Raw genomic sequence first — 17,319 nt, 5'->3', positions numbered from 1 at the left:
TGGGTACATCTTATTTTTCTGGTGAATGTCAAAAGTGCTAAGTGACTTTATTCCGCTAAGTTATCATATAGGTTCAGATAGTCCTGTGCCGAATTAGACCAATCAAAATCACGTTCCATCGCCTGTTGTTGCAATGCTTTCCAGTCAGTTTGACGTTCATCATATGTTCTAAATGAGTATGATAATATCTCCCCTAATACATTTGATCTGTAATCATCAAACGTAAATCCTGTTCCAGTTTTATCAAGTTCGTTATATGGAATAACCGTATCCCGTAAGCCACCAACGGCGTGAACTAATGGTAGTGTCCCATATCTCATCGCCATCATTTGTGACAAACCAGAAGGTTCAAAGGCTGATGGCATCACAAACACATCACTTCCAGCATATATTCGCTGTGCTAGTCCAATATCAAATTTCATCTGTGCCACTAACTGATTAGGGTACTTATTCTGATAGTATTCGAATCGTCGTTCCAACTCAGGATCACCAGTCCCTAACACAACCACTTGAGCCTTGTGTCTACTCAAAAAATCGTCCAAGGTATCAAGAAATAAATCCATTCCTTTTTGAGTCGTCAAGCGTGAAACTACACCATACAACGGGACATTCTCAACCGGTAATCCTAACTCTGCTTGAAGTTCACTTTTATCAATTGCTTTTCCAGACAAGTCAGCAGCATTATAGTTAGCTTTAATCTGGATGTCTGTTTCTGGATTATATAGCTCACTATCTATTCCATTAATAATTCCGCTTAGTTTCCAACTATTTTTGCGCAGAACACCATCTAGTTGTTCCCCGAATTCAGGGGTTTGAATTTCCCTGGCATAACTTGGTGAAACCGTATTCACAGCATCCGCAAAATTAATTCCGCCTTTCAAAAAGTTGATCTGATCGTAAAACTTAGCTCCATCATCTGTGTATGAATTCCATCCCATTCCAAACAAAGTATCCAAAATAACGGGATCAAAAATCCCTTGAAATTGTAAGTTATGAATTGTTAGTAACGTTTTGATGCCCTTATATTTTTCAATCCAATGAAACTTATCACGCAAAAGAACCGGCACAAATGCTGTATGCCAGTCATTAATGTGCACAACATCTGGAATAAAATTAATTACTTCCATCATCCGACAAATTGCTAGTTGAAAAAAGGCAAAACGCTCACCATCATCCCAGTATCCATATAGATTATCACGCCCAAAAAACTCCTCATTATCAATGAAATAATAGTTAACATCATTGAGCTTATACTTCTTAATTCCGCAATATACAAGTCCTCTGTACGGAATATCAATTTGAAAACTGATTACATCTTCTAACCCTGTTTTATATTGTTTCGGAAATAGTTTTGTATAGTAAGGTACAACTACTCGGACATCTACACCACTCTGTGCAAGGTATTTTGGTAATGCATACGCCACATCCCCTAGTCCACCAGTTTTATAAAACGGCGCCGCTTCTGCTGCTGCAAACAATACTTTTTGTTTCATCATTTGTTTGCGACCTCCCTTTGGTGAAAAAGATGTTCATCTTTTTGAATTACCACTGGTTTTTCTGGAGTCCCTTTAATTTTCATATTTGGCCCAATTACTACATTTTTATCAATCACAGCATTTTCAACCGTTGTTCCAACCCCAATTCTAACGCCTTGCATGATGACAGAATTCTTAATCGTTGCATTTCGATTAATTAACACATTTCGGAAAACAACTGAATGCTCAATCGTCCCTTCAACATATCCACCAGTCCCACATAGACTACCTGTAACCTTAGATTCTTTCGTAAAGAAGGTCGGAACCTCATTTTTAACCTTAGTATAAATTGGCCGCTGCGTGTACAAAAGAGCCCGAAAGTTTTCTTCATCAAGAATGTTCATACTTGCATCATAGTAACTTTTAATATCATGAATGTTAGCGTAGAACCCTGTGTACTCAAATGCACTTGCTCCATGCTGCATAACGGCTTGCTTTAATAACTGATCAATTCCACTTATATCTCCCTTTCGGTTTGCATCATGTAAAATATCAATTAAATCCATTGTCGACATCAGGTAGATATCTAAATTCTTGGCAGCGGTTTGTTCTTTTTGCTTCGAGTTATCCTCAACGACTTGAACAACTGCACTAGCATTTCCCTTGGAAGTTAATTGCAGTACCGTATTATTTGGGTCTAAATCTGTGATAGACATTTTTTTATAAGCTACTGTTAAGAATGTTCCACGTGACTGGTGATAACGTAACAATGCTTGCAAATCAATATCACTAACATTATGAGAACCCACGACAACCGCATACTCAGCATTTGTTTTTCTTAAATATAAGATTTCATTATCATAGTAGTGGTACTTTATCTCTTCTTTACGTTGGTCCGAAACCCGATCTAGATCATTATATGGGAATGTAAATATTCCTCCTCGAATTGTATCCATATCCCAATCTTTTCCGCTTCTAATATGGTCTTGAACGGAACGTCCCGAACTTGGTTCCTCAATCATCACATTTCTGATCCCTGCATTGCTAATTGCTGACAGAGGAAAATCAATCAACCGATAACGTCCCGCAAAAGGAAGCGTTCCTACTGGCCTATTGTTCGTTAATGGTTTTAAATTTTCCCAATCTTCTACTAGGTTAATGACTGCGCACATGCTTCCTTGTTTCATGACTCTTTTCCTCCTACAGCTTCGTTATATCCAACAACAGCAATATCGTCGCCCTCACCAATAATTTGAGCTCCGTCACCGACCATAGCATTCTCACCAATAATCGCCTTTTCAATAGTGACATTTTTGCCAATTACCGCACCAGGCATTACCATACTATCCTTGATCTTACTTCCAACACCCACGGAAACCCGTTGTGAGAGTATAGAATGATTAACCTCGCCTGCAACGTAACAACTATCAACGACCATTGAATCATTAACATTACTTGTATCAGTTAAAAACATTGGTGGTAACGCTTCTGTTTTGGAATAAATCCGCCAATTTTTGTCACTGATATTAAGGCTATTATTTGGTGATAAAAATTCCATATTTGCTTGCCACAAACTATGAATCGTTCCAACATCTCGCCAATACCCACTAAATGAGTAAGCATAGGCTGATTCATTTTTAGCAAGATAGGCCGGGATAACATTTTTCCCAAAGTCTTCTAATTTGTTATCCGTCGAGAAACTATTAACCAAGTATTCACGAAGGGTATCCCAGTTAAAAATATAAATTCCCATTGAAGCTTTATTGCTCTTTGGATGTTCTGGCTTCTCCTCAAATTCAATAATTCGATCAGTTTCATCGGTATTCATCATTCCAAACCGTTTTGCTTCTTCCATTGACACTGGTAAAACTCCAACTGTAAGAGATGCCTTTTTTGCCTTGTGGTACTCCAACATACTTGAATAATCCATTTTATAGATATGGTCTCCTGAAAGAACAAGTAGATACTTTGGATTCTGACTATCAATATATTTAATATTTTGGTATATTGCGTGGGCCGTTCCTTCAAACCATTTTTCGCCTTCACTTGAAGCATATGGCTGCAATACTGTTACCCCACTATTTTTCTCATCTAAACCCCAGCTGGCTCCACTTCCAATATGGGCATTTAGTTCCAAAGGCTGATACTGAGTGATAACACCAACTGTATTAACGCCTGAATTTGCGCAGTTACTCAAGGTGAAATCAATGATACGGTATCGTCCGCCAAAAGGTACAGCAGGCTTTGCGGTAGATTTAGTTAGTTTCCCCAAACGCGTTCCCTGTCCACCAGCTAAAATAATTCCTAGCATTTCATCGTTCATTATTAATATCCTCCTTCAAATTAATGGGTCTGATTAGTAAAGCTCCCATTGCGGGTAACGTGACCGTAAAACTATACGATTGTCCAGTAAACGGAATTCTTTTAGTGTGAAATTCCTTTTCAAGTTTCGTCCAAGTCCCCCCGTAATTAATGTCTTCAGTGTTTAATAGCAATTCATATTCTCCCGAATAAGGCACGCCAATACGATACTTTTGTCGTTCAATGGGCACAAAGTTAAACGCACAAACTATAAAGTCAGTTGATTTCTCGCTTTGCCGTATGAATGTCATTGTTGAACTTTCAGCGTCATCCGTATTGGTGAAGTTCATCCCATTTGGTGAAAAATCCTGTTGCCACAGTGATTCATTTTCTCTATACAGTTCGTTTAGTTTTGTCGTATAGGACTGCGTTTTAAGATTCATATCATCTTTTAAATCCACCCACTCTAGCTGACTCCAGTCTCGCCATTCAAGAAATTGTCCCCATTCGCTTCCCATAAAGTTTAACTTTTTACCTGGAAAGCAAGCTTGATATGCCAGCATTGTCCTTAAATTAGCAAACTGGTTGTATCGATCACCAGGCATTTTGTGCATTAATGACTTTTTACCATGAACTACCTCATCATGCGAAAATGGCAACACAAATTGTTCGTCATACATGTACATGAAGGCAAAGGTTAATAATTTAAAATTATCCTTTCTAAACAGTGGATCCATCTCAAAGAATTTCAGAGTATCGTTCATCCACCCCATATTCCACTTCAAGTTAAAACCTAATCCACCACTAGAGACTGGTGCCGTAACTTTTGGAAACGCAGATGACTCTTCCGCGATCATCAATATATCGGGATGTTCCGCAAAGATAACCGTATTGAGCTTTTGTAAAAATGAAATTCCTTCCAAATTACGATTATCACCAAGGTGATTCGTTATTCCTTCTTTACCTTCGTCATAGTCCAAATACAACATATTAGAAACGGCGTCCACGCGTAAACCATCTAAGTGGCAATAATCAATCCAATACATTGCACTTGAAATCAAAAAGCTCTGCACCTGGTTCTTTCCAAGATCGAAGTTCCATGAACCCCACCGCTTATTTTCCGCACGTTCACGCTCTGAATACTCAAAAGTGGGTGTTCCATCAAACTGATACAACGAATCGTAATTTTTTATAAAGTGACCTGGAACCCAATCAACAATCACTCCAATATTTACTTGATGGCATCGATCAATAAACTCCAAAAACTGATTCAAATTTCCAAAACGGCTGGTTGGTGCAAAGTATCCCATTTGTTGATAACCCCAGGACGCATCCAATAAATGCTCCATAATTGGCAAAAGTTCTATATGGGTATACCCATGTTTTTTTACGTATGGTATCAATTCATCTGCTAACTCTGCATAAGTGTAATAACTATCATCCTTATGTCGTCGCCACGACCCAGCGTGTAACTCGTAAATGTTTAAAGGCTCGTTCAAAACCTGCTTTTCACTGCGTGCTTTCAGCCACTTCTGATCATGCCATTTTCTTTGTTTGTTATCCGCAACAATTGCAGCATTCCCTGGCTTTTTTTCGAACTGAAATCCATAAGGATCAATTTTTTGAAATACATTCCCTTGTTGATCAGTAATTTGAAACTTATACAAATCTCCCGAGTGAACATCTTTTGTTTCGACTGTCCAAATGCCAGTTTGTCCTATTTTTCGCATTGAGATCGGCTGTTTCCAATCTTTCGCAGAACTAATCACTTGTACCTGTTTTGCATTCGGTGCCCAAACTGTAAAACTAAACATGTTTATCTGATCATTAACAGAGTGACACCCTAAAAATTCGTAGCTTTTAAAATACTCACCAACGTTAAATAAATATGCTTGTTTTTCAAATCTTTTTTGCTCAATTTTCATTGCTTTAACCTCCTTTATATCGACGAAAGGAAGAACGTTCATCAGCACTTTTGTAAGCGCTTACTTCTTACTGATAATTATACTTTCATCAACCATCTTTTTATATAGCAAATCAAAACTTTTTGATGAATTTTTTAAACATCATTTCTTCTGTTTTACCTACGATTTTCAGCATACCAATATAAAAATAAATACTCGAACAATATGCAAATAAGCAAAAAAAAATGATTTTTTGGCAAAATAAAAACGAATTTCAGAGAAAGATTTTACGTCTTTTCTTTGAAATTCGTTTTTATTCTTTGTATTCAGTAAAAGTTTAACAATTATAGAGTTCCTTGCATCAATCCAAAAAAGATTGTCACAATCAGTAAATCCGCTGAACCACCCAAGCTCAAATTTCTGTCATAAAAAGTCTGATTCAACTCAAGAAGTTTTGCCATCCCAGATCTAGTTAAACTACCACCTAAATCTAAAAATTCCTGTGCCTGTTGGTGTGCCCACTCGACAATTTTGTTGTTTCCCGCCCTTTTAATTAGATTACTATCGTTTGAAGATGCAACGATTGTCATTAGAGTATCCAGTAAACGCTGATCAGTAGTGCCTTTGCTCTGCATTAAAAAGGGAAGTGCATGTTCAATCACCGTTGGGTATCCTTGCTCGGCTTCCCCACGAATTCCGGTTTCACCATAGAGTAAATATTGTCTTTCACCAGCAGTTAACTCTGATAATTCTTTAGACCTCACACCTTTGAAATCTTTTTCTACTAGTCCCTGAAGCATCAACTTGACACATTCAAGTGCTTTTCTTGTATCAAAAGTCTCTCCAGAAAGATTAACTGCCGATGCCGCAACAACCACACCTAAAGAAAAAACTGCCCCTTTGTGAGTATTAATACCATTGGTGGCACTAAACATTGTTTTTTCGGCCGCAATTCCTAATTCGCGTATCTGATTAAACAATGTTTGATAGTCATCTTCTTCAAAGCGCCATCCGGCAATAAATGAGGAATTAAAATAGAATTCTAAACTCAATGCGCTGTCAATAAAGTTAAACGCATCCATATCTGGGTGCGGGCCTGAACTTTGAGGATCAACCAATCCAGGTTTAGGAGTAACGGTCACTTCGTACAACATCGACTTAACCGCATTTTGCACCACTAATTTTTTTAAATCTTGAAATGACTGATGCTGACTGTTTTCTTCTATCCGCATTGTTTGTTCCTTTCGGTTCAATTAAATTGTTTCGCATAAATTGAGCTGATTTTTTCTTGTAAGTCACTGACTGAATGTCGTCGTGATCGTGCACATTCCTTAGCCGGACGATCGCATATCAAACAGTTACGAACAGGCATTTCCAGTTCTGTTCGAGATATGGGACGACCTTCATCAACTTCTGAATTCAATACATCAATGTCAAATAGGCGCCCAATTTGAGAACTATCTTCAAAATCAATTGCGATCTTTTTTATTTGTAGGGCCGACATACTAGTTACCCGAAAGCTTTCAGGACCAGTTGGCAAGTCCCAATCAATTTCATCCAGTGTTTTAAAACCATCATTTGATTCTAACATTTGGAGAAATTGCTTGTTGCCCCATTCGAATAATTGATGAATTTTATCGTTATTTTTAATTGGACCTGGAATATTCAATTTGGTTGCAATGACCGTCTGCCCTACAAATTTATCCATTAACTCTTTTTGTAGTGAACTACGTTGATCCCTATTATTCAAAACAGCCGCTATATCCTGTTCATACCCAGTTTCAAATATTGATTGTGTCAATTGAAAACTCCTCAGTTATTAATCTTTCACTTCTTTAATTGCGTCAATAATCGTACCATCTCGGTATTCAACAAGTGCGACCGTACGATCACCGTATTCAATTGGTTTTGGAGTCCCAACCATCTTTTCAGCTTTGGCTTGAAGTTCTTCGATTGAATAAACCGGAACACCTGGTAATTTTGCAAATTCCTTAATCAAATCTGTTCGCTTAGGATTAATTGCAATTCCTACTTCTGTTACCAAAACATCTACCGAGTCGCCCGGTGTAACAACACTCGTCACTTCTGGAACAACAGTTGCTAAACGTCCACGTACCAATGGTGCACTAATAATAGTTAATTTAGCAGTTGCAGCATCTTGGTGTCCACCTATCGCACCACGGATAACGCCGTCTGATCCAGACATAACATTCACGTTAAAGTTGGTATCAATTTCTAACGCTGATAAAATAACAACGTCTAATTGATCAACCATTGCGCCTTTATTATAAGGATCTGCATACCAGGAAGCGTCAATTTCTTGCTGATTCTTATTAGTATGCATTGAATCAGCCGCGCCCTTATCAAAATCTTGAACATCCATTATTTTAGAGACTAATCCCTCTTCAAGTAAATCTGTCGTTGGCTTTGTGATTCCACCAAGTGCGAAAGAGGCCTTAATTTTGTTATCGATCATTGCTTGACGTAGATAACGGGTAACCGCTAGAGCAGCACCACCGGAACCAGTTTGGAATGAAAATCCATCCTTGAAGTAGGGAGAGTTAACAATAATATCGTTAACCGTTTGAGCAATCTTCAATTCTTTAGGGTCCTTAGTGAAGCGAGTTGCACCAGAACCAATCTTGTCTGGATCACCAACTTTATCAACTTTAACCACATAATCAACCTGTGTTTGTTTGATTGAAGCAGGCGTATTTGGGTAATCAACAATATTGTCCGTAAGTAAAACAACTTTATCGGCATATTGTGCGTCCATTAACGCATATCCTAACGAACCGAATACTGCATCTCCCAACATTCCGTTTGCATTTCCAAGTTTATCAGCGTTGGGTACACCTAAAAATGCTACATCAATCTTGATTGCCCCATCCTCAATAGCACGTGCTCTTCCGCCATGTGATCGGAAAATAACGGGATTCTTTAATCCACCATGTGAAACAAAGTCCCCTAACTTGCCACGCATACCAGAACTTGTGATATTCGTAATCGTTCCTGCTTTGATAGCTTCAATCACCATATCATTCATAATGTCAGTTAAAGACGAAGGAGCTAATGTTAGATCCTTCAATCCGCTATCAATAATTACTCGCATAACTTGGTTAAATACAAAATCTCCGTCTCGAAAATGATGGTGGAAAGAGATCGTCATGCCATCTTTAACGTTTTCTTTAACAACGTTTTCAATTGAACTAACTAATTTGTCATCACCAGTAGATACTCGGACTTTTGGTGCAACACGTTGAATATCTGGATTACCAATCTCTGTGTTTTCATATGGTTGATAATGCAGATCACTCATCAAGTCTTCTGGTAATTCTCGATTTACATTATTTTTCAATGTATTCACCATCCTCATTCACCAAATTTGTGGCTTTTGCCAACATCATCACACGTTGTGCTCTCAAAACAACCGGGCGATCAACCATTTGACCATTCATTGAAATTACGCCTGATCCCTTAACTTTGGCCTCTTCGATTGCTGCAATAACATTAAGTGCATTTTCAACTTCGTCTTCAGTTGGTTGATAGACTTTGTTAACCATTTCGATTTGACGGGGATTAACCAACGATTTACCATCAAATCCTAACTGATGGATGTGTTCAGTCTCACGATAGAAGCCATCCGTATCGTCCATGTTAGTAAATACCGTATCAAAGGCTGCAATTCCTGCCGCACGTGCCGCATGCAGAACCATGTTTCGAGCAAATTCAAGCTCTGCGCCGTCAGGATAACGATGCGTTTTCATGTCAGTTGTATAATCTTCAGCAGAAAGAGCGATTCCAATCATTCTTGAAGAGGCCGCAGCAATTTCAACCGCGTTAATTACACCTTTGGCACTTTCGATCGCTGCCATCAATTTAATTGAACCAGGTTCAACGTTAAACTCTCTTTCAGCATCAGCTACCAACGCTTCAAGTTGTTGGATCATTTCCGCAGATTCAGTCTTTGGAAGTCTGATTACATCAATTTTCGCTTTTACCATTGCCTTAATGTCATTTTGATAAAATGGAGTGTCCAATCCGTTAATTCGAACAACTAACTCTGCGTTACCGTAATCAACCGTCTGTAAAGCTTCATAAACTAGGTCACGTGCCGCATCTTTTTCAGTAATTGAAACGGCATCTTCCAAATCGAACATAATCGAGTCAGCACCATAAATGCCAGCATCTTTAAGCATTGCTGGATTATTTCCTGGAACAAACATCATCGTTCTTCTTAAACGTTCCGTGTCATTTGCCATTTATAGCACCTCCCATGCAGGTTCTTCAACCGTATCAAGTGCGCGTTGAGTAGCAGCTATGGTACGCGCTTTAATAACACAATCCAAGGCACCCTTATCAACTGCTTTTACATTCACATTTTCAACCCCAAACGATTCTAAGACAGAAGTAATTACCTTACGTATTTCGTCTCCAAATTGTTTCTCAACAGCAGACTCTAACTCAATCGTGATTCCCGCTGTTCCCTTGCTTAACATGATTTGAATATCTGACGATTCCAGTGTTCCCGCAATTGCGGTTTGTTTAATTTCCATTAATTCTCATTCCTTTCGCAATCTTTGATTGTAGCTCCTCTAAGTTGTTTTCAATAAACTGATACGTTGTTTCTGGAACGAATCCCCTGATACTAGTGATTTCATTTTTAGCAATTGCTTTTCTGACCTGCGTAGCTGTAATAATTGTTCCGTCGCTATCTTTAAAACGATCAATTTCATCAACCTGTATCTCAGGCGGGAGCTCTCGTTTTAACGTGTCGTTATATATTCCCGTTGTATGTGAAAGTGGTTCTGTACCAAGATACCTTTTTTGGATATTTAACTTAGGTGCAATCTGATTTTTAAAAATTCGAGCATCAAGTGTTGTTTGATATTTTATTGCTGTATCTGGTGTAGGGATAAAATATGCTGGAAATGTTGCATAACTCACCATATATTCCTTGCCGGGAACCACTACAACATTTTCAAACTGATCTGTTCCTCGTTTCACCAGTTCAAAACGCTCCGTGCTAGTGAATAGCGAAACATCATTACTGACAACAAATACATACACCAAATCGTTAGCTTCCGAAGCCACTTTTACCAATTGCTGATGTCCATTGGTGAAAGGATTGGCATTCATTACAATTGCCGCCACTTTTTTCTGGTCCTGATTTGGAATTCGAGTAATACTTGAAACATACTCCTCAATATTCCTATCACCACCTTCCAGAATGGCACCCATCTCAGAACTTGCTAATTCTTTAAAACCAACATGTTGGAAACTTGCTGAATATTGTTCTTTTGTAAACACAAAATAATGCGTGATCTTTTTCTGAAATAGGCGGGCAATTAATTCCGAAACGATTAAATTAAAGTAGGCTCCTTGCGTCGTATACTTATTGCAAACCGCAATATACTTCAAAACATTGCCAGCAATCGATCCTGTTGCAACTAATTTATTACCATCATAAATACCGATTGTTTCATCGATTACTGTGACTTCTTTATCACTAAAATTAAATTCTCCTGTAGATGTTAGAAAGGATTCCCACCTTCTTTTTACAATTGAATTTTTCAAATTAAGTGTCACAATTTCGTTATTAATAAGGCACACCGCCCTTCTAAATTAGAGATTTTGGAGAACCATAATAATTGGAACAACAATAATGAATAACACAGAAGTTGATACAACAATGTTTGTCGCAAATTTAACATCCCCATGATAAGTTTCAGCTAAAATTGGAAGCACTGCAAGTGATGGTGTTGCCGCCTGAATTATCAAAGTTTGATGGAAAATACTGTTGATTTGCAATCCTGATTTCATACCGATCATAATCAATAATGCCATTAAAATTGGTGAAACAACGAAACGTCCAACCAAGGTTGCAATCACACTACTATCAAATTTCATGTTTAAGATACCAAATGACCTAAGCATGATTCCGATATAAATCAGCGATAATGGTGTAACTAATGCACCAATATCCGTTAAAGCAGTTGTTGCAAAAGTAGCATGGTTCAAAATATCTTTTAATGGTGCAAAGTAGATGAATGGCAATGCTATGATAAATCCCCAAAGTGGAGTTGGAATCAAATGATGCCAGTCAAATGTCGCCTTGGAACCGTCTGTCGTTGTTGGATCATCATTAGCAATTACCCATACACCGAGAGTCCAAATAATAACCGTGTTAACAATGTAGTAAACCAATAAATAAGGAACTGAAATTTGTCCAAACAAAGCAATATTTAAGGGCATTCCAATAAACACCGTATTTGCTCCGTTGATAGCCGTCATCATTAGTCCACGGCGACCACGTGGAACCTTTGTTACTCGTACGTAAAGCCAAGCCACTACATAGCCAATCAAAATTGAAAGAATTGAGTAAATAAGTCCTTGCGAAAGTGTCGCCAACTTGCTTGGATTAAAGAATTTTAACATGGCACCAAAAATTGAAGCGGGTAAAGCGATTTGCATAATCAGTTTTGATAAAGCACTAGATACTTTTTTATCGAACCAGCCCTTAGCCTGACCAAAATAGCCGACTCCGATCATAATTACAATTGCTAGGACACTTTGAATTGATGTAAGAAATACACTCATGATAATTCCTCCTAGGTGAAGCTTAAAATATTTTATTTTGTACTATTAATAATTGCACTGGTAACTGTATCTGCGACCCCTGAATCAAAAACTCCTGGAATAATCTTTTCTGCTGTTGGTTTTGTAATCATTCCTGCCAAAGCATTTGCAACGATTATTTCTAAACTAAAATCAACCTTCTTAATACCACTCTTAAGTAGTCCTCTGAACAATCCCGGAAATGCCAAAATATTATTAACCTGGTTTGGATATTGGCTTGAACCTGTTGCAATCACTTTTGCACCAGCATCTGCTGCCACCTTTGGATCAATTTCTGGGAGGGGGTTAGCTAGGGCAAAAATAATTGGATCGTCTGCCATTCTCTTAACCTGTTCGCCAGACAAAACGTTGGCGTCTGAAAGTCCAACGAAGACATCCTGACCGTCAATCACATCATCAAGGCTTTGTCCTTTGACATTCAACCCTATTTTTTGTGCTAATTCTTTTTGATATGAATTATATTCACTTGAATCGCTTCGAATAACGCCATGAATATCGACTAAGGTTAAATTATGAATTCCAAAATCATAAAGTAATTTTGCCGTTGCCACTCCTGATGCGCCCAATCCATTCATAACAATTTTTAAATCTTTAACATCTTTACCAACAACTTTTGCTGCATTGAGTAGTCCCGCCAAAACGACAATTGCCGTTCCTTCTTGGTCATCGTGATACACCGGAATATCAAGACTGGCACTCAATTTGTCTTCGATTTCAAAGCATCTTGGTGCGGCAATATCTTCCAAATGAATCCCTGCAAATGATGTTGAAATATTTTTAATGGTTCTCACAAATTCATCTGTTTCAACTTGATCAACTGCCATTGGAAGGGCATCTACCCCTGATAATTCCTTATATAGAAGTGACTTTCCCTCAACAATTGGGAGTCCACCAGCTGGTCCAATATTTCCAAGACCCAAAACTGCTGAACCATCCGTTACTACCGCGACAAGCTTCCCGCTTAGAGTTAATTCATCTTTTAACTCCGCATGCGCTTCAATATCTTTGGCAATTCCCGCAACTCCAGGTGTATAAGCTTCGCCTAATTCCTTTTTATTACTAACTTGCATTTCTGGTTCAATACTTAAGACCCCAGTATGCTTTTTATGCAGTTCAAAAACTTCATTATCCTGATCCATAGACATTCCTCCCATAGTTACTGTAAACGTTGTCAACTAAATAGTACTCTCTTTTTAAAATTTTGCAAATTTTTGTATGTTTTTTTAAAAATATAAAAATAAATCTGCCCATAAACTAGATTATGTGGTACAAAAAAACTAAGATTAATGTCAGGATTAAATCACATCAATCCTGGCATTAATCCTAGTTTTAAAGGAAGTACCGTTTTTTACATAAAAATCCAATTGTATATAAACTGGAGGTTAACTCTGGGCTTTTTCACGGCTTTCTTGATTCTTTGTGTAATGTCTTTTAACCTATCGGTCATATTTCATATCCATTCCTTCACGATCGTATAGCTTCATTTTCGAGGAAAGGTACACCATCATACCAGCTGAATCCCCTCTATCATAAGTGATACCTCCGTTATCAACAATCCATGTATCACCTTTTTCATACATATTTTCATTTATAATGGCACCGCTCTTTGCTATCGACCTATCCTCTTTAACCGCCTCATTGAGGTTACTAAAATATATTTTGTTAACTGCTTTAGGTAATGGCTCAAAGCTAATTACTCTTGCCACCGGATAGTAATCTTTTCGATATGGCATGTGTGTTGCATAGTAGTAGGCACTATTATTTAAGTTTCGCCATATTCCTGTTCCGATTCCTAAAAATATCATTCCAAAGAATATTAAAAACCATATTATTTTTCTTATCATTTAACTTCTCTCATATTTTAACCAGTTTGATTACATATAAATCCAGTTGTATAAAAATTGGAGATTAACTTTAGGCTTTTTTACAGCCTTCTTGATTCTTTGTGTGATGTCCTTTAGTTTGTTATCCATTTTTGACCGATCATATTTCATACCATTTCCCTCACGATCATATAATCTCATTTTGGACGTAAATTCAGCGGTCATGCCCTTTAACGAAGTTGAATCAAATTTCAAACTATAGTACAAGCTATCACTGTCAACAGACCAATAATCACCCTTTTTATATACATTATCAATGTTAATTGCACCATTCAGTCCATCAACGTTGTCATTTTTAATTGCATAATTAATATTACTGGGATAAACCTTATTCACACTCTGTGGTAACGGTTTTACAGCGACTACCCTAAACACCGGATAATAATCTTTCCGATATGGCATATGTGTCGCATAATAATACGCGTTATTATCCAAATTCCGCCATACTCCGATTCCTAGTCCGATGAGTATTGTTACCATAACTAGTACTGTCCAAATTAATCTTCTTTTCATTTATAACCTCATCTATTTTTAAAACCAATGTCTAAAGAACCTTCCAATTCGATGTAAGGCTTGTCGTACAGCTCGTCTATACAGGACTGTAAACTCTTCTATAACTTAGACAAATATACTTTTATAACTACGTCTAATTATTCGATTTAGCTGTTTAATTCCCTTACTTACTTTTTTATAACCAAATGTGCTACTTTTTTCGATTTTTGAATAACTCATAGATATTAAAGCAATTCCAGAATCAGAGGTTGAAACAAACAATATTTTTGACATTGTTACGTAGTACATCAAGTTTAGAAGTTGGTCGATTATGGATATTTAGACGAGAATCTTAATTTCCTCAAGAAATGCACCAGGACTGCTGGCAGATTTATTCAGCTCATCTGCATGAGCAAACATTCCTCCGGTAAATAATATTGACAGCATAAAACTTAATATTAAGGTTTTTATTTTGGTATTATTATTTTTTGTCATGTTTTAATCTTAGCACTAAGAAACGCAAAAGAATATTATAAATAAATTATGTATCAATAATAATTAATAATTTAAAAGGTTTAAACGGTTTATTTTTAATACGGTTAACATTCATCAATTTAGTTTCACACTATTATTCCCCATCGTATCCAGTGATATAATTAGGATAGAATCAACATCGCGGAGGAAGCCTATGGATAACTTAACAAACGCCGAGCAACTCGCCCAGATTGCTCAAGATTACTATTTATCAAAAATAACAATTGGCGAACTGACCGAAAAATATGGTGTGAGTCGCTATCTTATTAGTAAGTATTTGGAACAGGCTCTTGAAGAAGGAATTGTCACAATTCAGATCAACTCACCTGTTTCTCGTAACTTTCAATTAGAAGCTCAATTTTCAGAATTGTTTAACATTGACCACGTTTATATTTTAAAAAATCAGGATAATCCCACCAATGACGGATCTAACATCATTACCTACGCTGCTCAACAGATTCAAGCTTTAGTTATTCACTCTAAAATTGTTGGCATCTCTTGGGGTGGTACTATGTTTAATCTGATTGACCATTTTCACACCGATGCCAAACCTGACATAACTTTTACCCAGTATATGGGAGAAAACATGAAGTACAATTCGCTAGCTGGCTCAACTCGTATGGTTGAACATGCGGCTAACAAACTGGGAGCTAACTATTTAACAATTCCCGCTCCTCTTTATGTCGTCAATAAATCCGTTCGTGAGGGATTAAAAAAAGAGCCTGCACTTTCTGCCGCTCTTCACGCTGCTACAAACATGGATTTAATTTTTTGTGGATTAGGAACCCTAGCCTCTGTTAATTCAATTGAGGCATGGAAAAATTCAAGAGAACAAATCTTTCCTGGTGTAAAACCTAGTGAAGTCGCCGGCATGCTATTTGGTCGCCCATATGATATCAAGGGAAACTTTCTGATTCCAACCGAAGACACTACGTTTGGTGTTCCTTTATCAGATATTCTTAAAACACCCCGTCGTTTCGGAGTTTTAAAAAGTCGCTTTAAAACAGACGCAGCCTTAGGCGCACTCCGTGGAAACATGTTAACTGACATCGTGTTAGATGAAAGCATAGCACACCGCATTTTATCAGCAAATAAAGAATCTTAATTAATTTTTTGAATAAAATCTTGCACCGTTTGATTAAATAAAACAGATTGTTCGGCCATCACGATGTGTCCACAATCTTCAACCATGGTGTATTCCCCAGCGGGTGCCATTTGAGCAGTAACCTTTGCAAATTCTGGATTAAAGAATGGCGAATTACTTCCAGCTACCACTAAAAAGGGAATCCGTAGCTGACGAATAATATCGCGCCAATCTTGAAAAGCATGGTCGCGTAAAAACGGATAATTAATTTCCGCATCATATGGATGATCACTACCCACAGTTTTAATAACTGTTCGTAGCTGGTCATCTATTCTTTTATGCGTTGCCCTTCCAAAAGGTTGTAATAGGTCATCGGGAAAGTTCTCCCAGTTTAATTGTTTAAATCCAAAAGACCATGTTGAATCGTTAATCATTTTAGGACTTTGATCAACATCAATTAAAGCCTTGATATTTTTATCCCCATACAATGATATATACGCCCAAAAAGTAGCGGCGCCCATAGAATTTCCAATCATGATTGGTTTTTCAACTTTTAGTTCTTGTAATAACTCGTAAACATCAATTGCATGACGCGTGATTCTAAGTCCTTTTGAAGTATGTTGTGATTCTCCTTGGTTTCGTGCATCAATATTAATAACCCGATAGCCTTGTTCTACTAGATAATTAACTTGAAAATCCCAAACGTGACGACTGCTTCCGATTCCTGCTAGGAGGATAATTGGTTGCCCGGTTCCTTGGTCATCATAAGCTATTTTGATGCGATCAGATGTTTTGAAAAACAATTTTTTACCTTCTTTTTGTTGTATTCGATATAGAGCTATGCAATTTTTATAGTTAAAATGAGCTTACACAGACCAGTTCCAATGAGGCGTAGTTCGCCCATTGGAATGGTCCGCGTATGAGTATCCTGCTTTGTGCAACAAAGCTTCATTTCTTGACGAGCTAGTACCAGCTTCCTGCGGATAACCTGAAACCTCTGCTCGACG

At 37.5% G+C, this 17,319-nt stretch carries 16 protein-coding genes; 1 reads left to right on the top strand and 15 read right to left on the bottom strand.

What is annotated here, in order from left to right:
• Window positions 1–47: 47 nt before the first annotated feature.
• The 14 genes from glgA to PECL_RS01190 all read right to left on the bottom strand — a co-directional run bounded on the left by glgA (window position 48) and on the right by PECL_RS01190 (window position 14,715).
• Window positions 48–1,496 carry a glycogen synthase GlgA gene (gene glgA / locus PECL_RS01255; RefSeq protein WP_014214783.1) on the bottom strand — a complete coding sequence of 483 codons (1,449 nt, stop codon included), beginning with the start codon at window positions 1,494–1,496 and terminating at the stop codon, window positions 48–50.
• Window positions 1,493–2,662 carry a glucose-1-phosphate adenylyltransferase subunit GlgD gene (gene glgD, locus PECL_RS01250; RefSeq protein ID WP_014214782.1) on the bottom strand — a complete coding sequence of 390 codons (1,170 nt, stop codon included), beginning with the start codon at window positions 2,660–2,662 and terminating at the stop codon, window positions 1,493–1,495. Before glgD ends, glgA begins: the two co-directional genes overlap by 4 nt.
• Window positions 2,659–3,798, bottom strand: coding sequence for a glucose-1-phosphate adenylyltransferase (locus PECL_RS01245; protein WP_014214781.1), 1,140 nt, complete (start codon window positions 3,796–3,798; stop codon window positions 2,659–2,661). The genes glgD and PECL_RS01245 overlap by 4 nt, the downstream gene beginning before the upstream one ends.
• Window positions 3,788–5,701, bottom strand: a complete 1,914-nt coding sequence (glgB, locus tag PECL_RS01240) for a 1,4-alpha-glucan branching protein GlgB (RefSeq protein WP_014214780.1) — start codon at window positions 5,699–5,701, stop codon at window positions 3,788–3,790. The genes PECL_RS01245 and glgB overlap by 11 nt, the downstream gene beginning before the upstream one ends.
• A gap of 323 nt (window positions 5,702–6,024) precedes the next feature.
• Entirely contained in the window at window positions 6,025–6,912 is an 888-nt protein-coding gene (gene citG, locus PECL_RS01235; RefSeq protein ID WP_050899551.1) for a triphosphoribosyl-dephospho-CoA synthase CitG, read from the bottom strand.
• A gap of 17 nt (window positions 6,913–6,929) precedes the next feature.
• Window positions 6,930–7,481 (bottom strand): citrate lyase holo-[acyl-carrier protein] synthase, encoded by a 552-nt coding sequence (gene citX / locus PECL_RS01230; protein ID WP_014214778.1) that lies wholly within the window; start codon window positions 7,479–7,481, stop codon window positions 6,930–6,932.
• Between the two features lie 18 nt (window positions 7,482–7,499).
• Window positions 7,500–9,038, bottom strand: coding sequence for a citrate lyase subunit alpha (citF, locus tag PECL_RS01225; RefSeq protein WP_014214777.1), 1,539 nt, complete (start codon window positions 9,036–9,038; stop codon window positions 7,500–7,502).
• Window positions 9,028–9,942, bottom strand: a complete 915-nt coding sequence (citE, locus tag PECL_RS01220; protein ID WP_014214776.1) for a citrate (pro-3S)-lyase subunit beta — start codon at window positions 9,940–9,942, stop codon at window positions 9,028–9,030. The genes citF and citE overlap by 11 nt, the downstream gene beginning before the upstream one ends.
• Window positions 9,943–10,236, bottom strand: coding sequence for a citrate lyase acyl carrier protein (citD, locus tag PECL_RS01215; protein WP_014214775.1), 294 nt, complete (start codon window positions 10,234–10,236; stop codon window positions 9,943–9,945).
• A complete protein-coding gene (citC, locus tag PECL_RS01210) occupies window positions 10,226–11,293 on the bottom strand; it encodes a [citrate (pro-3S)-lyase] ligase (RefSeq protein WP_014214774.1) in 1,068 nt (355 codons plus the stop codon). Before citC ends, citD begins: the two co-directional genes overlap by 11 nt.
• Window positions 11,294–11,305: 12 nt before the next feature.
• Window positions 11,306–12,280 (bottom strand): AEC family transporter, encoded by a 975-nt coding sequence (locus PECL_RS01205; protein WP_014214773.1) that lies wholly within the window; start codon window positions 12,278–12,280, stop codon window positions 11,306–11,308.
• A gap of 32 nt (window positions 12,281–12,312) precedes the next feature.
• Window positions 12,313–13,458 (bottom strand): NAD(P)-dependent malic enzyme, encoded by a 1,146-nt coding sequence (locus PECL_RS01200; protein ID WP_407946493.1) that lies wholly within the window; start codon window positions 13,456–13,458, stop codon window positions 12,313–12,315.
• Window positions 13,459–13,755: 297 nt separating this feature from the next.
• Window positions 13,756–14,163 carry a hypothetical protein gene (locus PECL_RS01195; RefSeq protein WP_014214771.1) on the bottom strand — a complete coding sequence of 136 codons (408 nt, stop codon included), beginning with the start codon at window positions 14,161–14,163 and terminating at the stop codon, window positions 13,756–13,758.
• A 30-nt stretch (window positions 14,164–14,193) separates the two neighbouring features.
• On the bottom strand, window positions 14,194–14,715 hold the full coding sequence (locus PECL_RS01190; protein WP_014214770.1) for a hypothetical protein: 522 nt from the start codon (window positions 14,713–14,715) through the stop codon (window positions 14,194–14,196).
• Window positions 14,716–15,382: 667 nt separating this feature from the next.
• Here PECL_RS01190 and PECL_RS01185 point away from each other — a divergent pair.
• A complete protein-coding gene (locus tag PECL_RS01185) occupies window positions 15,383–16,333 on the top strand; it encodes a sugar-binding transcriptional regulator (RefSeq protein WP_014214767.1) in 951 nt (316 codons plus the stop codon).
• Here the strand turns inward: PECL_RS01185 and PECL_RS01180 are convergent.
• Window positions 16,330–17,115: an alpha/beta fold hydrolase gene (locus PECL_RS01180; protein WP_014214766.1), complete on the bottom strand. Its 786-nt coding sequence runs from the start codon at window positions 17,113–17,115 to the stop codon at window positions 16,330–16,332. The two genes, PECL_RS01185 and PECL_RS01180, sit on opposite strands and share 4 nt — an antisense overlap.
• Window positions 17,116–17,319: the final 204 nt, after the last annotated feature.

Source organism: Pediococcus claussenii ATCC BAA-344 (assembly GCF_000237995.1).
Taxonomy (GTDB): Bacteria; Bacillota; Bacilli; order Lactobacillales; family Lactobacillaceae; genus Pediococcus; species Pediococcus claussenii.
This window is presented reverse-complemented; position numbering and strand designations above follow the sequence as displayed.